Source organism: Paracoccus sp. (in: a-proteobacteria) (genome assembly GCF_039808215.1).
Classification (GTDB): Bacteria; Pseudomonadota; Alphaproteobacteria; order Rhodobacterales; family Rhodobacteraceae; genus Paracoccus.
Genome location: NZ_JBDHSP010000032.1, coordinates 1 through 18,895 on the forward strand (window position 1 = coordinate 1; position 18,895 = coordinate 18,895).

General features: G+C 67.9%; 19 protein-coding genes. 9 read left to right on the plus strand and 10 right to left on the minus strand.

The genetic code is table 11. The features are described from left to right. Both WMK75_RS11360 and WMK75_RS11365 read right to left on the minus strand, forming a co-directional pair. Positions 1–635 (minus strand): transposase (locus WMK75_RS11360; protein ID WP_347267820.1); only part of this gene is annotated, 635 nt, incomplete at its 3' end. Positions 636–1,318: 683 nt separating this feature from the next. Next, positions 1,319–2,917 carry a phosphoenolpyruvate carboxykinase gene (locus WMK75_RS11365; RefSeq protein ID WP_347267789.1) on the minus strand — a complete coding sequence of 533 codons (1,599 nt, stop codon included), beginning with the start codon at positions 2,915–2,917 and terminating at the stop codon, positions 1,319–1,321. 220 nt (positions 2,918–3,137) lie between these two features. On the opposite strand from WMK75_RS11365, the gene WMK75_RS11370 reads away from it, so the two are divergent. From WMK75_RS11370 to WMK75_RS11395, 6 genes are all read left to right on the plus strand, one after another. Beyond that, a complete protein-coding gene (locus WMK75_RS11370; protein ID WP_347267790.1) occupies positions 3,138–3,563 on the plus strand; it encodes a serine kinase in 426 nt (141 codons plus the stop codon). A gap of 11 nt (positions 3,564–3,574) precedes the next feature. Next, entirely contained in the window at positions 3,575–4,552 is a 978-nt protein-coding gene (gene rapZ / locus WMK75_RS11375; protein WP_347267791.1) for an RNase adapter RapZ, read from the plus strand. Further along, positions 4,549–4,974 (plus strand): PTS fructose transporter subunit IIA, encoded by a 426-nt coding sequence (locus WMK75_RS11380; RefSeq protein WP_347267792.1) that lies wholly within the window; start codon positions 4,549–4,551, stop codon positions 4,972–4,974. Before rapZ ends, WMK75_RS11380 begins: the two co-directional genes overlap by 4 nt. Next, complete coding sequence (locus tag WMK75_RS11385; protein WP_347267793.1) at positions 4,971–5,261, plus strand: HPr family phosphocarrier protein; 291 nt, start codon at positions 4,971–4,973, stop codon at positions 5,259–5,261. The genes WMK75_RS11380 and WMK75_RS11385 overlap by 4 nt, the downstream gene beginning before the upstream one ends. Positions 5,262–5,270: 9 nt before the next feature. After that, the gene (locus tag WMK75_RS11390) at positions 5,271–5,882 is read left to right on the plus strand and encodes a TetR/AcrR family transcriptional regulator (RefSeq protein WP_347267794.1); all 612 of its coding nucleotides are present in this window, start codon (positions 5,271–5,273) and stop codon (positions 5,880–5,882) included. A gap of 98 nt (positions 5,883–5,980) precedes the next feature. Further along, positions 5,981–6,394 (plus strand): DUF2852 domain-containing protein, encoded by a 414-nt coding sequence (locus tag WMK75_RS11395; RefSeq protein ID WP_347267795.1) that lies wholly within the window; start codon positions 5,981–5,983, stop codon positions 6,392–6,394. 47 nt (positions 6,395–6,441) lie between these two features. Here WMK75_RS11395 and WMK75_RS11400 read toward each other — a convergent pair whose 3' ends face one another. From WMK75_RS11400 to dapE, 4 genes are read right to left on the minus strand one after another with little or no spacing between them, the layout of a single operon-like run. Continuing rightward, positions 6,442–7,821 carry a glutamate--cysteine ligase gene (locus tag WMK75_RS11400; protein ID WP_347267796.1) on the minus strand — a complete coding sequence of 460 codons (1,380 nt, stop codon included), beginning with the start codon at positions 7,819–7,821 and terminating at the stop codon, positions 6,442–6,444. Between the two features lie 48 nt (positions 7,822–7,869). Beyond that, positions 7,870–8,391: a hypothetical protein gene (locus tag WMK75_RS11405; RefSeq protein ID WP_347267797.1), complete on the minus strand. Its 522-nt coding sequence runs from the start codon at positions 8,389–8,391 to the stop codon at positions 7,870–7,872. Positions 8,392–8,403: 12 nt separating this feature from the next. Then, a complete protein-coding gene (locus WMK75_RS11410; protein WP_347267798.1) occupies positions 8,404–8,823 on the minus strand; it encodes a GNAT family N-acetyltransferase in 420 nt (139 codons plus the stop codon). Beyond that, positions 8,820–9,965: a succinyl-diaminopimelate desuccinylase gene (dapE, locus tag WMK75_RS11415; RefSeq protein ID WP_347267799.1), complete on the minus strand. Its 1,146-nt coding sequence runs from the start codon at positions 9,963–9,965 to the stop codon at positions 8,820–8,822. Before dapE ends, WMK75_RS11410 begins: the two co-directional genes overlap by 4 nt. A 183-nt stretch (positions 9,966–10,148) precedes the next feature. Between dapE and WMK75_RS11420 the strand changes: the two genes are divergently transcribed. Next, the gene (locus WMK75_RS11420; RefSeq protein WP_347267800.1) at positions 10,149–11,804 is read left to right on the plus strand and encodes an acyl-CoA dehydrogenase family protein; all 1,656 of its coding nucleotides are present in this window, start codon (positions 10,149–10,151) and stop codon (positions 11,802–11,804) included. Positions 11,805–11,881: 77 nt separating this feature from the next. Beyond that, complete coding sequence (locus WMK75_RS11425) at positions 11,882–12,307, plus strand: META domain-containing protein (protein WP_347267801.1); 426 nt, start codon at positions 11,882–11,884, stop codon at positions 12,305–12,307. Here the strand turns inward: WMK75_RS11425 and recO are convergent. Next, a complete protein-coding gene (gene recO, locus WMK75_RS11430) occupies positions 12,289–13,050 on the minus strand; it encodes a DNA repair protein RecO (RefSeq protein ID WP_347267821.1) in 762 nt (253 codons plus the stop codon). The genes WMK75_RS11425 and recO overlap by 19 nt on opposite strands. Positions 13,051–13,116: 66 nt before the next feature. On the opposite strand from recO, the gene ade reads away from it, so the two are divergent. Then, positions 13,117–14,892 (plus strand): adenine deaminase, encoded by a 1,776-nt coding sequence (gene ade, locus WMK75_RS11435; RefSeq protein ID WP_347267802.1) that lies wholly within the window; start codon positions 13,117–13,119, stop codon positions 14,890–14,892. Here the strand turns inward: ade and recF are convergent. From recF to dnaA, 3 genes are all read right to left on the minus strand, one after another. Next, positions 14,889–15,959 (minus strand): DNA replication/repair protein RecF, encoded by a 1,071-nt coding sequence (gene recF, locus WMK75_RS11440; protein WP_347267803.1) that lies wholly within the window; start codon positions 15,957–15,959, stop codon positions 14,889–14,891. The genes ade and recF overlap by 4 nt on opposite strands. Continuing rightward, positions 15,956–17,071, minus strand: coding sequence for a DNA polymerase III subunit beta (gene dnaN, locus WMK75_RS11445; protein WP_347267804.1), 1,116 nt, complete (start codon positions 17,069–17,071; stop codon positions 15,956–15,958). The genes recF and dnaN overlap by 4 nt, the downstream gene beginning before the upstream one ends. A gap of 67 nt (positions 17,072–17,138) precedes the next feature. Beyond that, positions 17,139–18,488 carry a chromosomal replication initiator protein DnaA gene (gene dnaA, locus WMK75_RS11450; RefSeq protein WP_347267805.1) on the minus strand — a complete coding sequence of 450 codons (1,350 nt, stop codon included), beginning with the start codon at positions 18,486–18,488 and terminating at the stop codon, positions 17,139–17,141. Positions 18,489–18,895: the final 407 nt, after the last annotated feature.

An 18,895-nucleotide genomic window follows, 5' to 3' on the forward strand; every position in this document is an offset into this window, starting at 1 on the left:
GTTCGGCGAGCGCTTCGCCGCTTGAGCATCTGAAACCGCATGGGACGGGCCAGATACACAGAGTTTAGGACACTCCCCGTGTTGACGGCGACCGCGATTATCGCCGCCACCGAGACGATGCGCCCGCCCTCACGTACCTTCAGGTAGGTGGCGTCGAGCCACAGATAGGGCCAGTCGCCGGCAAGCGGGCGCTTGAGGAAGGCGTTCACCCGCTCGTCGATGTCCTTGCACAGCTTTGATACCGACGACTTCGAGATGCCGGTCATGCCCATCGCCTGCACCAGTTCATCGACCTTGCGCGTCGAGACGCCGTTGATCCACGCCTCCTGGATCACGGCGACCAGCGCCTTCTCCACCGCCCTCCTCGGCTCCAGGAAGCCGGGAAAGTAGGCCCCGGAGCGCATCTTCGGGATCTTCAGGTTCAATGTGCCAAGCCGCGTGTCGAGCGAGCGGTCACGGTAGCCGTTGCGCCAGGTCTGGCGGGTCTCGCCGCGCTCGTAGCGGCCAGCCCCGATCAGGCCGTCGACATCGGCCTCCATGATCAGTTGCAGCACGCTCTCGGCAATGACGCGCAGGAAATCGGCATCGCCACTCTTCGCGGCAAGCTCGGCCAGCGGTAGTCTGTCATCGGTCATCGGGGTTTCCCTTTCGGTCAGGTTGAAGTCGATCAACTCCACCTTATCCGACAGGCCCGGTGACCACCCGACGCTCGGCGAAACTGGCAGCGAAATCTCCACCGCAAAGTCCACCCGCGTCGCTCCCCGAAATTACACCTCCATCGTGGACGCTACCGGCGGACAGAGCGAGCGCCGCGACAATGGCGCATTCCTTGTGCCCACGCGGCGTCACATTCCTGCCTTGACCATTCTCAATCCGGAAGCTGCCGCACAGCCCGATGCGACGAAACCCGGCCGCGGTCATGTCCGGCCTCCGCGTCACAACGCAAGGTTTGCGCGCATCGGCCACTCAAGCAAGCGTACTATGCCGGCTCCATGGGGTAAGATGCTGTCTTGTCTTGCGCCGAGGGTGCCCCGGTCGCTGTGGACCGTTTCCGAGCGCAGATCGCCCCCGGGGACGCGCCGTTCGATTTCGCCAGCCGTTTTTAGCGCGCGGTCGCCGATGGCATGAAAATCCCCTGGTCCGTCCGGGGTTGCGGGTCGGATGCCGGTCAGCCCTTCATGCCGGGCGCAGTCCCGGAACGCGCGACGGCACGGCGGTCGTTCCCTTCCGCAGGAACGGCCACCGCTGGCGCGAGGATTATTCAGCCGCCAAGGCGCACGACGGCATCCCCTGGGCGATCCGGAAATGATGGTCCGGGTCAGCCGATGGCGGCGGCGCGCACGTCCTCGTCGATCTTGTCGGCATATTGGGCGAAATTGTCGCTGAACATGCCGATCAGCTTGCGGGCCTGGGCGTCATAGGCGGCGGGATCGGCCCAGGTGCGGCGCGGATCCAGCAGCGTCTCGTCCACGCCCGGAACCGCGACCGGCACCTCGAAGCCGAAGTTCGGATCCTTGCGGAACTCGACCTTGCCGAGCGAGCCGTCCAGCGCCGCGGTCAGCAGGGCGCGGGTGGCCTTGATCGGCATGCGCTTGCCGGTGCCGAAGGCGCCGCCGGTCCAGCCGGTATTGACCAGCCAGCAGGTCGCGCCCGAGGCTGCGATCTTTTCCTGCAGCAGCTTGCCATAGATCTCGGGGCGGCGCGGCATGAAGGGGGCGCCGAAACAGGTCGAGAAGGTGGGCGTCGGCTCGGTCACCCCGACCTCGGTGCCCGGAGCCTTGGCGGTGAAGCCCGACAGGAAGTGATACATCGCCTGCGCCGGGGTCAGCCGCGCGATCGGCGGCAGCACGCCGTAAGCGTCGCAGGTCAGCATGATCACGTTTTTCGGCTGGCCGCCCAGCGAGTCGCGCGACGCGTTCGAGATATATTCCAGCGGATAGGCGCAACGCATGTTGTCGGTGATCGAGTTGTCCTCGAAGTCGAGTTCCAGCGTCTCGGGGTGGTGGACCATGTTCTCGACCACGGTGCCGAATTTCGAGCAGGTGGCGTGGATCTCGGGCTCGGCCTCGGCCGAAAGGTTGATGGTTTTGGCGTAGCAGCCGCCCTCGAAGTTGAAGATGCCGTTCTCGGACCAGCCGTGCTCGTCGTCGCCGATCAGCACGCGCGAGGGATCGGCCGAAAGCGTGGTCTTGCCGGTGCCCGAGAGCCCGAAGAAGATCGCCGCGTCATCCGGGTTGCCGATGGCGTGGTTGGCCGAGCAATGCATCGGCATCACGCCCTTTTCCGGCAGGAGGTAGTTCAAGAGCGTGAACACCGATTTCTTGTTCTCACCCGCATAGGCGGTGTTGCCGATCAGGATCAGTTTCTTGTCGAAGTTGAGCGCGATCACCGTCTCCGAGCGGCAGCCGTGGCGCGCCGGGTCCGCCTTGAAGGACGGGCAGTTGATGATGGTGAAGCCGGGGACGAAGCTGGCCAGTTCCGCCGCCGCCGGGCGGCGCAGCAGGTGGCGGATGAACAGCCCGTGCCAGGCCAGTTCCGTCACCACCCGCACGTCAAGGCGCAGGGCAGGATCCGCGCCGCCGTAGAGGTCCTGGACGAAATAATCCTTGCCCTTCATGTGTTCCAGCATGTCGGCATGCAGCCGGTCGAAGGCCTCGGGCTGCATCGGGCGGTTGTTTTCCCACCAGATGCTGTTTTCGACCGAGGGTGTGCGCACCACATGCTTGTCCTTGGGCGAACGGCCGGTATGGGCGCCGGTTGTGGCAAGGAAGGTGCCGCCAAGGCCCAGCTTGCCCTCGCCGCGTTCGATTGCCGCCTGGATCAGCGCAGGTTCCAGCAGGTTGTAATAGACATTGCCAAGCCCCGTGATCCCCTGGTCCTCAAGACGGCAATTCGGATTGACACGCGGTTGGGTCATGGCACCTGTTCTCCTGCAATGGGCGACCGGCAACCGGCCGTTGCGCTCCTATAACACGGCCTTTCCCCGGCGAAAGCGCACTTATGGACAGGGTTAGCGCAATCAGCAACGGTTTGCGCTATCATTTGCCGCGGCATGGTCCGGGGTGGTGGAATGCGGCACAAGGACGCGGCGGCGTCGGGCCGGGGGGCGGGTGATTCGCAACGGAAAGGCGGGCAGGGTGATCCTTCATGCCTCATGCGTGGCCCATCGGGGCAGGGGGGTGCTGATCCTCGGGCCCTCGGGGTCGGGCAAGTCGACGCTGGCGCTGGATCTGCTGGCGCTGGGTGCGGCGCTGGTCGCCGACGACCGCACGCTGCTGCGGGCCGATGCGGGGCGCATCATTGCGGATGCGCCCGACACCCTGCGCGGGTTGATCGAGGCGCGCGGCGTCGGCATCCTGCGCGCGCCGGCGCATGGGCCGGTGGCGCTGGCGCTGGCCATCGATCTGGCGCGGGCCGAACCGGAACGGCTGCCGCCGATGCGCCGGCTGGAGCTGCTGGGATGTGCCCTGCCACTGGTCTGGGGCGCGGGCCGTGTTCATCTTGCATCAATCCTGTTGCAATATCTTGTCGGAGGGCGCGCCGATGACGATTTGCGCCTATGATGGGCGGTGTCATGACGGATAGCGCGATCAGCCGGGAAGAACAGGTGCAGCGTCTGGTGCTGGTCACCGGCCCCTCGGGGGCCGGCCGCTCGACCGCGATCAACGTGCTCGAGGACATGGGCTATGAGGCTATCGACAACCTGCCGTTGTCGCTGGTGCCGCGGCTGCTGGACGGGCCAGCGCGGCCGGTGCCGCTGGCGCTGGGGCTGGACGTGCGCAACCGCGATTTCTCGGTCGCCAATCTGATCGAACTGGTCGACCGCCTGACCAGGCTGCCGGAATACGCGCCGGAACTGCTGTTTCTGGACTGCGCCACCGAGCAGCTTCTGCGCCGCTTCAACGAGACCCGGCGCCGGCATCCGCTACGCTCGGAAGGCTCGCCGCTGGAGGCGATCCTGGCCGAGCGCGACATGCTCGAGCCGCTCAGGGCGCGGGCGGATGTGCTGGTCGATACATCAGATCTGTCGCCCCATGACCTGAAGGCCGAACTGTCGCGCTGGTTCGAGACCGAGCCGGGGCGGCGCCTGACGGTGTCGGTGCAGTCCTTTTCCTACAAGCGCGGCGTGCCGCGCGGGGTGGACGTGATCCTCGACTGCCGTTTTCTGGCCAATCCGCACTGGCAGCCGGCGCTGCGGCCGCTGGACGGGCGCGACCGCGCGGTTCAGGACTATGTGATCGCCGATTCCCGATTCACCGAGTTCTTCCAGAGGGTGCGGGACCTTGTGCTTTTCACCCTGCCCGCCCATCTTGCTGAGGGCAAGGCGCATCTGGCGATCGGTTTCGGCTGCACCGGAGGGCAACATCGTTCCGTCACCATGGCGGAAAAAATGGCCGACGCGCTTGCGGAGGCCGGCTGGCAGGTGTCAATTAGGCACCGGGAACTTGAACGCCGCGACAAGACGCCGGCACCTGCGGAGGATGGCCCCGGCCAGGCCGATGCGCAGCGCGGGCGTCCGGGACAGCGGCTGGCTTATGGTAGGAAGAATTGATCGGGATTGTCATCGTTGCGCATGGCGGTCTGGCCCGGGAGTATCTCTCGGCCGTGGAGCATGTCGTGGGACCGCAGCCCGGCATCAGGGCCGTGACCATCGAGGATGACCACGACCGCGGCGCCAAGCAGGCGGAAATCTGCGCCGCCGCCGATTCCGTCGATTCCGGCGACGGCGTGGTGGTGGTGACGGATCTCTTCGGCGGCTCGCCCTCGAACCTGTCGCTCCTGGCCTGCGCGACCGGCAACCGCTCGATCCTTTATGGCGCGAACCTGCCGATGCTGGTCAAGCTGGCCAAGTCGCGCAAGCTGCCGGTCGTCGATGCGGTCACCCTGGCCAAGGACGCGGGGCGCAAATATATCAACAGCTATGATGTGCTGCCTCAGGACGTGCTGCCCATCCCCAGCCGGGCGGTTTCATGAATGACCTGAGCAGCGGGGCGATCACCCGCGATCTTGCGATCATCAACGAAAAGGGCCTGCATGCGCGGGCCAGCGCCAAATTCGTCGAGACGGTCGAGCGTTTCGACGCCAGCGCGCTGGTGGAAAAGGACGGCATCAGCGTCTCGGGCGATTCGATCATGGGGCTGCTGATGCTGGCGGCGCCGCGCGGCAGTTCGATCCGCGTCACCACCCAAGGCACGCAGGCGGCGGAACTGGCCGATGCGCTGGCAGCACTGGTCGGCGACTATTTCGGCGAAGGCATGTAAGGGCCGGCCATGGCCCGCGCCTCGTATCATCATGGCAATCTGCGCCAGGCCCTGGTCGAGGCCAGCGTGCGGCTGATCGAGGACAGCGGCCCGCAGGCCTTCACCCTGGCCGAGGCGGCGCGCCTGGCCGGCGTCAGCGCCGCCGCGCCCTACCGCCATTTTGCCGGTCGCGACGAGCTCTTGCAGGAAATCGCCCGCCAGGGCTTCGAGGAATTCGCCGACCGGCTGGAGGAGGCCTTCGACGAGGGCCGGCCGCGACCGCTGACCGCCTTCCTGCGCATGGGCCAGGCCTATCTGGGCTTTGCCGCCGAACGGCGCGGCTATTACATGGCGATGTTCGAATCCGGCATCTCGATCGCCGGCAACAGCGGCTTGACCCTGGCCTCGGAACGGGCGCGCGGCACGCTGGTGCGCGCGGCGGCGGCGCTGTTCGCGCAGATGCCGCCCGAGCGGCGGCCGCCCGCGGGCATGATCGCCGACCATATCTGGGCGCTCAGCCATGGCGTGGTCGAACTCTTCGGCCGGGGCGCACCGGGCAGCCGCTCGCCGGTCTCGGCCGCCGACATGCTGGAAAGCGGCGCGCTGATCTATCTGCGCGGCCTGGGCGTGATTCCCGACTGAATTTTTTCCGCGGCGGGCTTGAACGCCGCTTGCGCCGCTCCATTTATGTGAATGTGATTAACATTCACATCGGAAATCCACCTCGGAAAGGGACCGCAATGAATTCTGACATCGCCCCGCGCCCCTCCGTCATCGACCGGATCGGTGCCATCCTGGCCTCGGTCCGCGACTGGCTGGATGAGCGCGGGAAGGGCGCCTGGATCGTCGCCATGATCCTGGGCTTCATCGCCTGCTGGCCCGTGGGCCTTGCCATCCTGGGTTACATGATCTGGAGCAAACGCATGTTTTCCTGTCGCCACCGCCACAATCCCGGCCAGCACGAGGCGCGCAGCTATGCCGCCCCGACCGGCAATGCCGCCTTTGACGCCTATCGCAGCGAGACGCTGAAGCGGCTTGAGGATGAGCACCGCGAGTTTCTGGGCTTTCTGCAGAAGCTGCGCGAGGCCAAGGACAAGGCAGAGTTCGACCAGTTCATGCACAGCCGCCGCGACGGTGGCGAGCCGGGCCAGTAACCCCGCGCCGCAGAGACGAAAAGGGCCGGGTCAACCCCGGCCCTTGCTCAATAGGAATATTCGCCGTAGACGCGCGACAGATCGCCCGCCCATTCGCCTTGGTATTTCTGCAGCATCTCGTCGGCCGGGGTGCGCCCGGTCTCGACGCTTTCGCGCAGCGTGTTCAGGAAATGCGCCTCGTCCGGCACCAGCCCGCCATTGCCGGGGCGCGCCCGCGCCTTCAACCCGGCCTCGGCGATCGCCAGCACCTCGCGCGCCAGATCGCGCATGCGGATGCCGTCGACCTCCGCCGCCAGCGCCTGCCGGCCGGCGGCGCGGCGCAGATTCTCGCGCGTCTCGGCGCTCCAGCCTTTGGCCAGGTCCCAGGCGGCGTCCAGCGCCCCCTGGTCATAGATCAGCCCGACCCAAAGCGCGGGCAGGGCGCACAGCCGCCGCCACGGACCGCCATCGGCGCCGCGCATCTCGATGAATTTCTTCACTCGCGCCTCAGGGAATACCGTGGTCAGATGGTCGGCCCAGTCGGAAAGCGTCGGGATCTCGCCGGGCAGGGCGGGCAGGCGACCCTGCAGGAAATCGCGAAAGCTTTGACCCAGCGCATCGATGTACTTTCCGTCGCGATAGACGAAATACATAGGAACATCAAGAACATAGTCTACCCAGCGCTCATAACCCATGCCGGGTTCGAAGGCGAAAGGCAAAAGCCCGGTGCGCGCGTCGTCCAGGTTTTGCCAGATATGGGCGCGCCAGCTTTTCCAGCAGTTCGGCTTGCCGTCGAGGAAGGGCGAATTGGCGAAAAGCGCATTTGCCACCGGCTGCAGCGCCAGGGCCACGCGCAGCTTCTGCACCATGTCGGCCTCGGAGGCGAAGTCGAGGTTCACCTGCACCGTGCAGGTGCGATACATCATCTGCGTGCCCAGCGTGCCGACACGGCCCATGTAATCGGTCATCAGCCGGTAGCGCCCCTTGGGCATCATCGGCATCTGATCCTGCGACCAGATCGGCGCGGCGCCAAGGCCGATAAAGCCCGCGCCCATGGCTTCGGCGATCTCGCGCACTTCGGCCAGATGCCGGTTCACCTCGTCGCAGGTCTGGTGGATGGTTTCCAGCGGCGCACCGGAAAGCTCCAGTTGCCCGCCAGGTTCCAGGCTGACATTGGCGCCGTCGCGCTCCAGCCCGATGATGTGGCCGGCCTCCAGCACCGGCGCCCAGCCAAAGCGTTCGCGCAGCCCTTCGAGCATGGCCTTGACCGAGGGCTGGCCGGCCGGCGCGTCATAGGGCAGGGGCATCAGGTCGGACTGGCGATAGCCGAATTTCTCGTGTTCGGTGCCGATGCGCCAGTCCTGGCGCGGCTTCTCGCCCGAGGCGATGTATTCGGCCAGTTGCCGGGGATGCTCGATCGGGCCGCCGCCCTGCTGGGGAATGGACATGGGGCGCCTTTCTTTTGCCGTGAAGCCACAGGTGGCAAGCCGCGCGCGTCAAGTCAAGCGGCTGCGCGCCGCGCGGCGCCAGACGGTCTGGATCGCCGGCGCCTGCGGCGCCAGCGCCGCCGAGACGCGGCCCATCTCGATTCCGGGCAGGGTCGAGAAGGCGCTGGCAAGGATTTCCGCCCCCGCGGCATCGACGGGAACCAGCAACGCCTGGCCATCCAGGCTCTTCAGCCGCCAGTGACTGCGCCCGTTCAGCCGCATCAGGCGGATTTCGGTCAGGTCGCGCAGTGCGATCTCGCCGCCCAGCAGCCGGTTCGGCGACAGATAGCGGATGGCGCCCTCGTCCAGTTCCACCATACCGGGGCCAAGGGTGGGGTGGCGAAAGCGCATGCGCCGCCAGGCGTCCAGCGCCCAGATGCCGGAACCGCCCGCAACCAGCAGCCCCAGCGGCCAGAAGATCCAGCCGCCCAGCGAGAACAGCCACAGCCCGCCGGCGATCGCGGCGAGCGCCGCGCCGGTCTCGGCCCAGGGTTGCAGCCTTACGGCCAGTTCCGGGCGGATCAGTCCCATGTCGGCCTCATGTCAGCTCCACGTCAGCATCATGTCGCGATGCGGGATGCCGGCGTCGTCATAGACCGGCCCATAGGCGACGAAGCCCAGCTTTTCATAGAATCCGATGGCATGGGTCTGGGCGCCCAGCTTGGCGCGGCTGATGTCGTGCATGGCGCGAAGCTCGGCCAGCGCCGCGCGGATCAGCGCCGCGCCGATGCCCAGGCCGCGCGCCTCTTTCAGCACCGCGACGCGGCCGATCTTGCCGGTATTGCCCAGGATCAGGATGCGCGCGGTGCCGATGGCGCGGCCCTCGGCGTCGCGGGCCAGCAGGTGGATGGCGGCCTCGTCGCGGTCGTCCCATTCCTCGGCCTCGGGCACGTTCTGCTCGACGATGAAGACGGCGCGGCGGATCTCGCGGCAGGTGGCGATGTCGGTGGTGCGTTCGATCATGCGAAATAGCGCTCCAGGATGCGGCGGTAGATGGTGGCCAGCTGGCGGACCTGTTCGGCGGGCACGCGTTCGTCCACCTGATGCATGAAATGCCCGACCAGGCCGAATTCAAGCACCGGGCAATGGTCCTTGACGAAACGCGCATCCGACGTGCCGCCCGAGGTCGACAGCGCCGGCACCAGCCCGGTTTCCTCGTGCACCACGCCGGCGACCAGATCGACGAAGGGGCCCGGTGCGGTCAGAAAGCTTTCTCCCGCGACCTCGGTCCCGATGGCGAATCCGACCCCGGTCGCTTCGCTGACGGCCTGCGCCCGGTCGCGGATCATGCGATCGAGGCTGGCCGAACTATGCGCGTCGTTGAAGCGGATGTTGATGGTGGCGCGCGCCTTTTCGGGGATGACGTTCGAGGCCGGGTTGCCGCAATCGACCGTCGTCACCTGCAGCCCCGAGGGGTCGAAATGTTCGGTTCCCTGATCCAGCGGCTGGCTGGTCAGATCGTGAAGCAGCGCCAGCAGCGCGTGGATCGGGTTCCTTGCCCGCTGCGGATAGGCGGCATGGCCCTGCACGCCGTGCGCCTCGATATGCAGGCTCATCGAGCCGCGCCGGCCGATCTTGATCATCTCGCCCAGGCGGTCGGGGTTCGAGGGCTCGCCCACGAGGCAGACATCCATGCGCTCGCCCCGCGCCGCCATCCAGTCGAGCAGCGCCCGGGTCCCGTCCCGGCCCGGGCCTTCCTCGTCGCCGGTGATGGCCAGGATCAGCGCTCCGTCGGGGGGCGTTTCGCTGACAAGGCCGATGGCGGCGGCGACAAAGGCCGCGACGCCGGATTTCATGTCGGTGGCGCCGCGGCCCCAGATCCAGCCGTCGGCCTCATGGCCGGAAAAGGGCGGATGCGTCCAGCTGGCGGCATCGCCCGGCGGCACCACGTCGGTATGGCCGTTGAAGCCAAAGCTTCTGGCCCCCCGGGCCCCCCAGCGGGCGAACAGATTCGGCACGCCGCCGCGGTCCACGCGGTGGCATTCGAACCCCGCGCCCGTCAGCAGCTCGGCCAGCAGCACCAGTGCACCGCCCTCCTCGGGCGTGACCGAGGGGCAGCGGATCAGCCGGGCGGTCAGTTCGGCGGGGTCGGGGACCTGGATCATGGCGGCGCCTTTCGCTTTTGCATCTGGTTACACCGCCGGCAGGGCGATCTCCAGCCATGCGCGCGCCGCCTGTGCCGGCAAGACGAGAAATTTTCGTTCCCCTTGCGGCTTTCTTGCGCAGGATAGTTGCGCTGCGGTTGCGAGCAGGCTATCCATGCTGCAACGCCGCAGAAGGATGCAACCATGAAGGATCTGCCCGTGATGCCTGCCGATACGCCCGCCGCCCTGCTGGCGCTAGCCCGCCAGGCCCTGCCCGAGACCGAGGCGCTGCAGGCGCGCGCCACCGAGGCGCTGCGGGCGCTGGTCGCGCCGGCCGGCAAGCCGCAGCCGGCACTTCTGGACCAGCACCAGCACGCCGCGCATGCCCTGTCCTGGCTTGCCACCTATGTCGAGGCGCTGCGCCAGCTCTCGGCCTGGGCCGGGCGGCTGCAGGACGGCGCGGGGCTGGGCCGGATCGAGGCGCTGATCCTGCAGATCGGCCTGGGCGAATACCTGACCCAGATCGCCGGCGGCATCCCGATGAGCCAGACCGAATTCGCCCGCCTTGCGGATCTGGGCCTCGACTGGCAGCCGGGCGAGGCGGCGCACGCCCTGATGCGCGGCAATACCCCGGCGGCGCGGGCGGAACTGGCGCGCCTGATGCAGGACAACCACGGCCGCGCCACTTTCGGCGCCTCGGGCCTGGACGAGGATCTCGAGATGATCCGCGACCAGTTCCGCCGCTACGCCGATGAGCGCGTGGTCCCGAACGCCCATGACTGGCATCTGAAGGATCAGCTGATCCCGATGGAGGTGATCGGGGAACTGGCGGAACTGGGTGTTTTCGGCCTGACCATCCCCGAGGAATATGGCGGGCTGGGCCTGTCCAAGGCCTCGATGGTGGTGGTGACCGAGGAACTTTCGCGCGGCTATATCGGCGTCGGCAGCCTTGGCACCCGCAGCGAGATCGCGGCCGAACTGATTCTATGCGGCGGCACCGAGGCGCAGAAGGCGAAATGGCTGCCCGGCCTCGCCTCGGGCGAGATCCTTTCCACCGCCGTGTTCACCGAGCCGAACACCGGCTCGGACCTTGGCTCCCTGCGCGCCCGTGCGGTCCGCGACGGCGAGGACTGGCTGGTGACCGGCAACAAGACCTGGATCACCCATGCGCAGCGCACGCATGTGATGACGCTGCTGGCGCGCACCGACCCCGAGTCCAGCGACTGGCGCGGCTTGTCGATGTTTCTGGCCGAAAAGACTCCGGGCAGCGACGACGACCCCTTCCCGACCCCGGGCATGACCGGCACCGAGATCGGCGTGCTGGGCTATCGCGGCATGAAGGAATACGAGCTGGGCTTTGACGGCTTTCGCATCAAGGGCGAGAACCTGCTGGGCGGAGAGCCTGGAAACGGCTTCAAGCAGCTTATGGAAACCTTTGAAGCGGCACGGATTCAGACCGCGGCCCGTGCCGTCGGCGTCGCGCAATCCGCCTGCGAGATCGGCATGCGATATGCCATCGACCGCAAGCAGTTCGGCAGGTCGCTGATCGCCTTCCCGCGCGTCGCCGACAAGCTGGCGATGATGGCGGTCGAGATCATGATCGCGCGTCAGCTGACCTATTTCAGCGCCTGGGAAAAGGACCACGGCCGGCGCTGCGACCTCGAGGCCGGCATGGCCAAGCTGCTGGGCGCGCGCGTCGCCTGGGCGGCGGCGGACAATGCGCTGCAGATCCATGGCGGCAACGGCTTTGCCCTGGAATACCAGATCAGCCGCGTGCTCTGCGATGCCCGCATCCTGAACATCTTTGAAGGCGCCGCCGAGATCCAGGCACAGGTCATTGCGCGCAGGCTACTGGATTAGGACGAAATTCCGGCCCCTGCTGGACAGCGGGGGCCGATCGGGCATTATGGCGGCATCTGACTGGAACGGAGCTGCCCATGATCCGCATTGCCATGCTGCCGGCGGCGATCGCCGCCACCCTTGCCCTGACCGCCTGCGAGCCCTCCGGTGCCTCATCGGCCTCGGGCGCGAATATTCCCACCGGCCCCTATGTGCTGGTCGGCATCGGTTCCGATACCGTGCCGCAGCGCAATATCGGCCTGACGATCAATGCCGATGGCTCGGTCAGCGGCAAGGCGCCCTGCAATACCTATTCCGCCCCGCAGACGGCCGAGCCGCCGGGCTTTGCCCTGGGGCCGATGGTCACCACGCGCATGGCCTGCGGCGGCGCCAATGGCCGGCTTGAGACGCGCTATCTGGCGGCGCTTTCGGCCGCGACCGGCATCGGCTATGAGGGCGGGGTGCTGACCATCACCGGCCCGACCTACCTGACCTTCGAGCCGGGCTATCGCAAAGAAAAATAGCCCGGGTTTTCCGGCGCCGCCTGACCCTCGCGGGTCTGCGGCGCCAGCCGGGCGACCAGCCGGGCGCGGGCGGCGGGCAGGGGGCGGCCGGCATGCGATTCGGCCAGACGGCTGTGCAGGAAATGCCCGCTCAGCGCCAGCGCCTCGGCCAGCCCGCCATTGCCGCAGCCGCCCAGCATCGCCGGCAGCGGCAAAAGCCTGGGCGCCCAGTCACCGGCCGCCTGGGCGCTGACCGCGCGGCCGCTGCGCGGGCTGACATAGGCAAGCCCGGCCGTGGTGCCGGTGACGGCGCAGCGCCCCAGGTCCAGCCCCAGGCCCAACTCGTCCAGCAGCCGCAACTCCCAGCGCAGATAGGACTCGGCCCAGTCCGCGCCCGCGTCCATCCGGTCCAGCAGCGCCTCGGTCGCGTCCGACAGGCGCGGATGCGGGTCGCGCTCGGGCAGGGCATAGGTCAGCAGCGCCGTGACCGCATTCACCCCCGCCAGCGCCAGCCCGTCCGCCAGCAGACCCGGGCGGGCGCGCAGCGGCTCGGCGCTGAAGGTGCCCAGCTGGTCCTCGCAGCGGGCGCGCCAGCGCAAGGCCAGCCGGCCTCCGGGCTGCAGCATGGCGGCGCGCCGCGGGCTGGCCCCGCCCGGAACCAGCCCGGAGACCAGCCCGGCATCGCGCGCCAGCACCGTCAGGATCGCCGCGCTTTCGCCATGCCGGCGCAGGGACATCACACTGGCCTCGCCGCTCCATTCCATCGTCATGCCTTTCCTTCGCCGCCACCCTGCCGCAATCTGGCGGGCATGAACAGAAAGGAGCGCGCGATGCTGAAACCCTGGATCCTTTCGCAAGCCCGCCTGGTCGAGGTGGCGGCGGGTCGCGCCCCGGCGGATCTGGTGATCCGCGGCGGGCAATGGGTGAACGTGCACACGCGCGAGGTGGTCCCCGGCTGCGATGTCGCGGTGGCCGACGGCCGTGTGGCCTGCGTCGGGCCGGACGCCGGCATCGGCATCGGACCCGATACGCAGGTGATCGAGGCCGAGGGGCGTTTCATGGTTCCGGGGCTGATCGACGCGCATATGCATGTCGAATCGGGCATGCTGACGCCCGCCGGTTTCGCCGGGGCGGTGATCGCGCATGGCACGACGACGATCTTCCACGACCCGCATGAGGTGGCGAATGTGCTGGGCCTCGAGGGCGTGCGGCTGATGCGCGACGAATCGCTGCTCCAGCCGATTTCCATGTTCACGCAGATGCCCAGCTGCGCGCCCTCGGCTCCGGGGCTGGAAACCACCGGCCATCCGATCTCGGCCGGCGAGGTGGCGCAGGCCATGGGCTGGGAGGGCATCGTCGGCCTGGGCGAAATGATGAACTTTCCCGGCGTCGCGGCGGGCGACGAACAGATGCTGGCCGAAATCGCCGCCACCCGCGCCGCCGGCAAGACCGTGGGCGGCCATTACGCCAGCCCGGATCTGGGCCGGCCCTTTCACGCCTATGTCGCGGGCGGGGCGGCCGATGACCACGAAACCACCACCGAGGCGCAGGGCATCGCCCGCGTGCGCCAGGGCATGGGCTGCATGATGCGGCTGGGCAGTGCATGGTATGACGTGGCAAGCCAGATCACCGCCATCACCGAAAAGCGGCTGGACCCGCGATTCTTCATCCTGTGCACCGATGACAGCCATTCCGGCACGCTGGTCCATGAGGGCCACATGAACCGGGTGCTGCGCCATGCCATCGCCTGCGGCTGCGATCCGCTGGTGGCAATCCAGATGGCGACGATCAACGCCGCGCAGCATTTCGGACTGGAGCGCGAGTTGGGCAGCATCACGCCCGGGAGGCGGGCGGATGTGATCCTCAGCTCGGACCTGCGCAGCCTGCCGGTCGAGATGGTCATCGCCCAGGGGCGGGTGGTGGCGGAAAACGGCCGGCGCGTGGTCGATTGCCCGCGCATCGACTGGCCCGCGTCGGCGCGCAACTCGGTGCATCTGGGCCGCAGGCTGGCGGCCGGGGATTTCGCCGTGCGGGCCAGCGGCGCGCAGGCCCGCGTGCGGGTGATCGGCGTGATCGAGAACCAGGCCCCGACCCGGGCGCTTGAGGCCGATCTGCCGATCCGCGAGGGCGTGATCGAGGGCGAGGGCGAGGTCTGCCAGATCGCGCTGGTCGAACGTCACCGTGGCACGGGGGGCGTGGTCAACGGATTCGTCTCGGGCTTTGGCTATCGCGGCAGGATGGCGCTGGCCTCAAGCGTGGCGCATGACAGCCATCACATGATCGTGGTGGGCACCGACCGCGACTGCATGGCGGCGGCGGCGAATCACCTGGGCGCCATCGGCGGCGGCGTCACCCTGTTTCGCGACGGGGTGGAAATGGCGACGGTCGCCCTGCCCATCGCCGGGCTGATGTCCGAACGCCCTGCCGAAGAGGTGGCCAAGGATGCGCAGGCCATCGTCCAGGCCATGCAGGATTGCGGCTGCACGATGAACAACGCCTATATGCAGCATTCACTGCTGGCGCTGGTGGTGATCCCGGAGCTGCGCATCTCGGACCTTGGCATCGTCGATGTGCGCGAGTTCCGTCTGGTCGATCTGCTGCTCTAGGCCAGGGCCGAATCCGCGCCCGCGCGCGTGACCGGCAGAAAACGGGCGCGGCCCGTCAGGGCGGCGAACAGCTCCGGCCCGGTGCCGGTCAGCAGGCTTTGCGCCGGCAGCGCGCTGATCTCGTCGTAAAGCGCGGCGCGGCGGGTCTCGTCCAGATGCGCCGCCACCTCGTCGAGCAGCAGCACCGTCGGCTCACCCGCCAGCGCCCGGGCATTGGCGAGGATCAGCGACAGAAGCAGCGCCTTCTGCTCTCCGGTCGAGGCCAGCGCCGCGGGCATGTCCTGCGGCCCCCAGCTTGCCCCCAGATCGGCGCGGTGCGGGCCGGTCAGCGTGCGCCCCGCCGCCATGTCGCGCCCGCGCCATTCGCAAAGGCGCCGGGCAATGCTGTCGGGATCGCGGTCGCAGGCAAAGCCTTCGCCCGGCAGCAGCGTCAGGCGGGCGGCGGGAAAGGCGGTGGCCGCGCCCTGCTGCGCCGCGGTGATGCGCTCGAGGGCATCGAGACGGTTGCGGGTCAGCGCTGCGCCGGCCTCTGCCATCTGCGCCTCGAGCGCGCGATACCAGGCGGGGTCGCGGATCTGGTCCCTGAGCAGGCGGTTTCGCTCGCGCATGGCCTTGTCATGGGCCAGCGCCTCCTCGGCATGGCCGGGGGTGAAGCTCAGCGTCAGCCGGTCAAGAAAGCGCCGCCGCACCTCGGGCGCGTCCAGCCACAGCCGGTCCATGGCGGGCGTCAGCCAGATCACCCGCATCAGCGCGCCCAGCGCCAGCTGTGGCGCCGGCTTGTCGGCGATCACCACCTCGCGCTTTTGGCCGGGCAGCGCGCGGGTCAGCACCTGCCGGTCGCCGATCAGGGCGCGGATCTGCCAGCCCAGATCGGCGCCGCGCCGCGCCTGGTCGCCCGGCGCGGCGGCGCGCATGCCGCGGCCCGGCGCCAGCATCGAGACGGCCTCGAGGATATTGGTCTTGCCGGCGCCGTTCGGGCCGTGGATCACCAGCGGCCGCGCGTCCAGGGCAAGGTCAAGCCCGGCCCAGCTGCGGAACTGCGTCAGCTGCAGCCGGGCAAGTGTCACACGCGCATCGGCATGACGACATAGACGGCGCTGCTGTCCGCACCCTCGCGGATCAGCGCCGCGTCGCCCGAGCCGCCGAACAGAAAGACCGCGTTCTCGCGTTCGATCTGGCTGGCGATCTCGTGCAGGTATTTGGCGTTGAAGCCGATTTCCAGCGCCTCGTCGGCATAGGCCACGGGCAGTTCCTCATCGGCGGCGCCGGCGTCGGGGGCGTTCACCGACAGCACCAGCCGGTCGTCGTCCAGGGACAGCTTCACCGCGCGCGACCGTTCGCTGCTGACGGTGGCGACGCGGTCCACGGCCTTGGCAAAGTCGCTGGCATCCACCTCGAGCTTGCGGGTATTGGCGGCCGGGATCACCCGGCTGTAATCGGGGAAGGTGCCGTCGATCACCTTCGAGGTCAGGGTGATGGAGGCATTGGCAAAACGCACCTTGGTCTCGCTGACCGAAACCGCGATCTCGGCGCTGTCGTCGTCCAGCAGCTTCTTGAGCTCGCCCACCGTCTTGCGCGGCACGATCACGCCGGGCATGGCCTCGGCGCCGGCGGGCAGCGGCGCGTCGATGCGCGCCAGCCGGTGGCCGTCGGTCGCCACGCAGCGCAGGCAGGTGCCGCTGTCGGACTGCGCCACATGCATGTAGACGCCGTTCAGGTAATAGCGGGTCTCCTCGTTGGAGATGGCGAATTTCGACTTGTCGAACAACCGGCGCAGCACTGCGGCGGGGGCGGTGAAATTCGCGCTGTATTCCGCGGCGGCAATCACCGGGAAATCGTCGCGCGGCAGGGTGGCGAGACTGAAGTTCGACCGTCCGGCCTGCACCGTCAGCCGCCCCGAGGCGTCGAGGCTGAGCTGCACCAGCGCCCCGTCCGGCAGCTTGCGCGAGATGTCGTTGAGCATGCTGGCCGAAACCGTGGTGGCGCCGGGGCGTTCGACCCGGGCGGTGGTGCGGTCCACGATCTCGGTGTCAAGGTCGGTGGCGCGAAAGCTGACACCCTCGTCCGTGGCCTCGATCAGCACATTGGCCAGGATCGGAATGGTGTTGCGGCGCTCGACGACGGACTGGGCTTGCGAGACGGCCTTGACCAGGTCGGCGCGTTCGATCGAGAATTTCATGGTCGGTCCTCATGGCGTCGCGGGTCGCCAATTTGGCACAATCCCGCGCAGGGTCAAGCGGATGCGATCACGCCTCGAGCAGGCGGCGCAGCAGGTCGATGTCCTCGGCCAGGCTGCGGTCGGCGCTGCGCAATTCCTCGATCTTCTTCACCCCGTGCATGATCGTCGTGTGGTCGCGCCCGCCAAAGCGGCGGCCGATCTCGGGCAGGCTGCGCGAGGTCATCACCTTGGACAGGTACATGGCGATCTGGCGCGGCCGGGCGACGGTGCGCACGCGCTTGGGCCCGATCATGTCGGCCAGGCGGATGTTGTAATGCTCGGCCACCTTGCGCTGGATTTCCTCGATCGACACCTTGCGGTCATTGGTGCGCAGGATGTCGGCCAGGCATTCCTGGGTCATGTCGAGCGTGATCTCGCGCCCCATCAGGCTGGCGAAGGCGAACAGCCGCTGCAGCGCGCCTTCCAGCACGCGCACGTTCGAGGTGATGCGATGGGCAAGGAATTCCAGCACGCCCGGCGCGATCTGCAGCCCGGGATACTGCGCGCGGAAATTGTCGGTCTTGGACTGCAGGATGCCCAGGCGCAACTCGTAATCGGTCGGGTGCAGGTCGACGACCAGTCCGCATTGCAGGCGCGACTTGATGCGCTCCTCGAGGTCCTTGATCTCGCCCGGGGCACGGTCGGCCGAGATGACGATCTGCTTGCCCTGATCGACCAGGGTATTGAAGGTGTGAAAGAATTCCTCCTGCGTGGAATCCTTGCCGGCGATGAACTGCACGTCGTCGACCATCAGCACCGACACGGTGCGGAACAGTTCCTTGAAATCCATCACCGTGCGGTCGCGCAAAGCCTGCACGAAGCGGTACATGAACTGCTCGGCCGACAGATACAGCACCCGCGCCTCGGGCTGGCGGGTCTGGATCTCGCGCGCGATGGCATGCATCAGGTGGGTCTTGCCCAGCCCGACGCCGCCGTAAAGAAACAGCGGATTGAAGGTCACCGGCCCGCCCTCGGCCACACGGCGCGCGGCGGCATGGGCCAGTTCATTGGGTTTGCCGACGACGAAATTGTCAAAGGTAAAGCGCTGGTCCAGCGGCGCGGCCAGTTCCTCGCCGCTGCCGGCCGAGGGACGCGGACCGGTGCGCCTGACCGCCGGGGCGGCCGGCGGCCGCGCGGTCTGGGCGCGGGTCTCGAAGCTCAGGCGCTGCACCGGGCTGCCGAGGCGGTCCAGCACCTTGAGGATGTCGTCGGCATAGTGGCGCGATACCCAGTCCGACAGAAAGCGCGTCGGGCAGGCGATGACCGCCGTGCCGTCCTCGACGCCGTTCAGCCGCAGCGGCTCGATCCAGGTGGCGAAACTGTCGGCGCCGACGACCTTCTGAAGTTCCTCACGTGCCTGCCCCCAAAGCTTGTCCATCTGACCCGGTTCCGTCTCTTGTCCGCATTTCCCGCCGGTGCCCCGGCGCGAGGTGATTTCGCGACGCCCTGGCGCCGGCAATGACCCGACCGGCCGCGCAAGCGGCTTGACGGGCCATGGCTTGGCCGCAAGATGCAGACATGATCGGCCCGCCGGTGGCAGCCGGCCAGCGCATCGTCGGTGCGGATCCCTGATCCTTGTCACCGTCCCGTCCGCCGGCCGAACCGGCATCCGGGGCATGTCCCCCAGGCGCGACGTGAATCGCAGCCCCGAAGCTAGCAAGAACCGCCGCCCGCCGACAACCTATCTTCGCGCTTGACAGACAGTTTGCCGCAGCGAATCCGGACGGGGCGCTGAAGGGGTGCAGTCGCCCGCAAGTTGCTGAAATTTCATGTGCTGACGCTGCG

What these genes read in the sequence shown, in the direction of transcription:
- WMK75_RS11365 (WP_347267789.1), bottom strand. Translation starts at nt 2,917, where the DNA reads ATGACCCAACCGCGTGTCAATCCGAATTGCCGTCTTGAGGACCAGGGG.
- rapZ (WP_347267791.1), top strand. Translation starts at nt 3,575, where the DNA reads ATGACGGATAGCGCGATCAGCCGGGAAGAACAGGTGCAGCGTCTGGTG.
- WMK75_RS11385 (WP_347267793.1), top strand. Translation starts at nt 4,971, where the DNA reads ATGAATGACCTGAGCAGCGGGGCGATCACCCGCGATCTTGCGATCATC.
- WMK75_RS11390 (WP_347267794.1), top strand. Translation starts at nt 5,271, where the DNA reads ATGGCCCGCGCCTCGTATCATCATGGCAATCTGCGCCAGGCCCTGGTC.
- WMK75_RS11395 (WP_347267795.1), top strand. Translation starts at nt 5,981, where the DNA reads ATGAATTCTGACATCGCCCCGCGCCCCTCCGTCATCGACCGGATCGGT.
- WMK75_RS11400 (WP_347267796.1), bottom strand. Translation starts at nt 7,821, where the DNA reads ATGTCCATTCCCCAGCAGGGCGGCGGCCCGATCGAGCATCCCCGGCAA.
- WMK75_RS11405 (WP_347267797.1), bottom strand. Translation starts at nt 8,391, where the DNA reads ATGGGACTGATCCGCCCGGAACTGGCCGTAAGGCTGCAACCCTGGGCC.
- WMK75_RS11410 (WP_347267798.1), bottom strand. Translation starts at nt 8,823, where the DNA reads ATGATCGAACGCACCACCGACATCGCCACCTGCCGCGAGATCCGCCGC.
- dapE (WP_347267799.1), bottom strand. Translation starts at nt 9,965, where the DNA reads ATGATCCAGGTCCCCGACCCCGCCGAACTGACCGCCCGGCTGATCCGC.
- WMK75_RS11420 (WP_347267800.1), top strand. Translation starts at nt 10,149, where the DNA reads ATGAAGGATCTGCCCGTGATGCCTGCCGATACGCCCGCCGCCCTGCTG.
- WMK75_RS11425 (WP_347267801.1), top strand. Translation starts at nt 11,882, where the DNA reads ATGATCCGCATTGCCATGCTGCCGGCGGCGATCGCCGCCACCCTTGCC.
- recO (WP_347267821.1), bottom strand. Translation starts at nt 13,050, where the DNA reads ATGGAATGGAGCGGCGAGGCCAGTGTGATGTCCCTGCGCCGGCATGGC.
- ade (WP_347267802.1), top strand. Translation starts at nt 13,117, where the DNA reads ATGCTGAAACCCTGGATCCTTTCGCAAGCCCGCCTGGTCGAGGTGGCG.
- dnaN (WP_347267804.1), bottom strand. Translation starts at nt 17,071, where the DNA reads ATGAAATTCTCGATCGAACGCGCCGACCTGGTCAAGGCCGTCTCGCAA.
- dnaA (WP_347267805.1), bottom strand. Translation starts at nt 18,488, where the DNA reads ATGGACAAGCTTTGGGGGCAGGCACGTGAGGAACTTCAGAAGGTCGTC.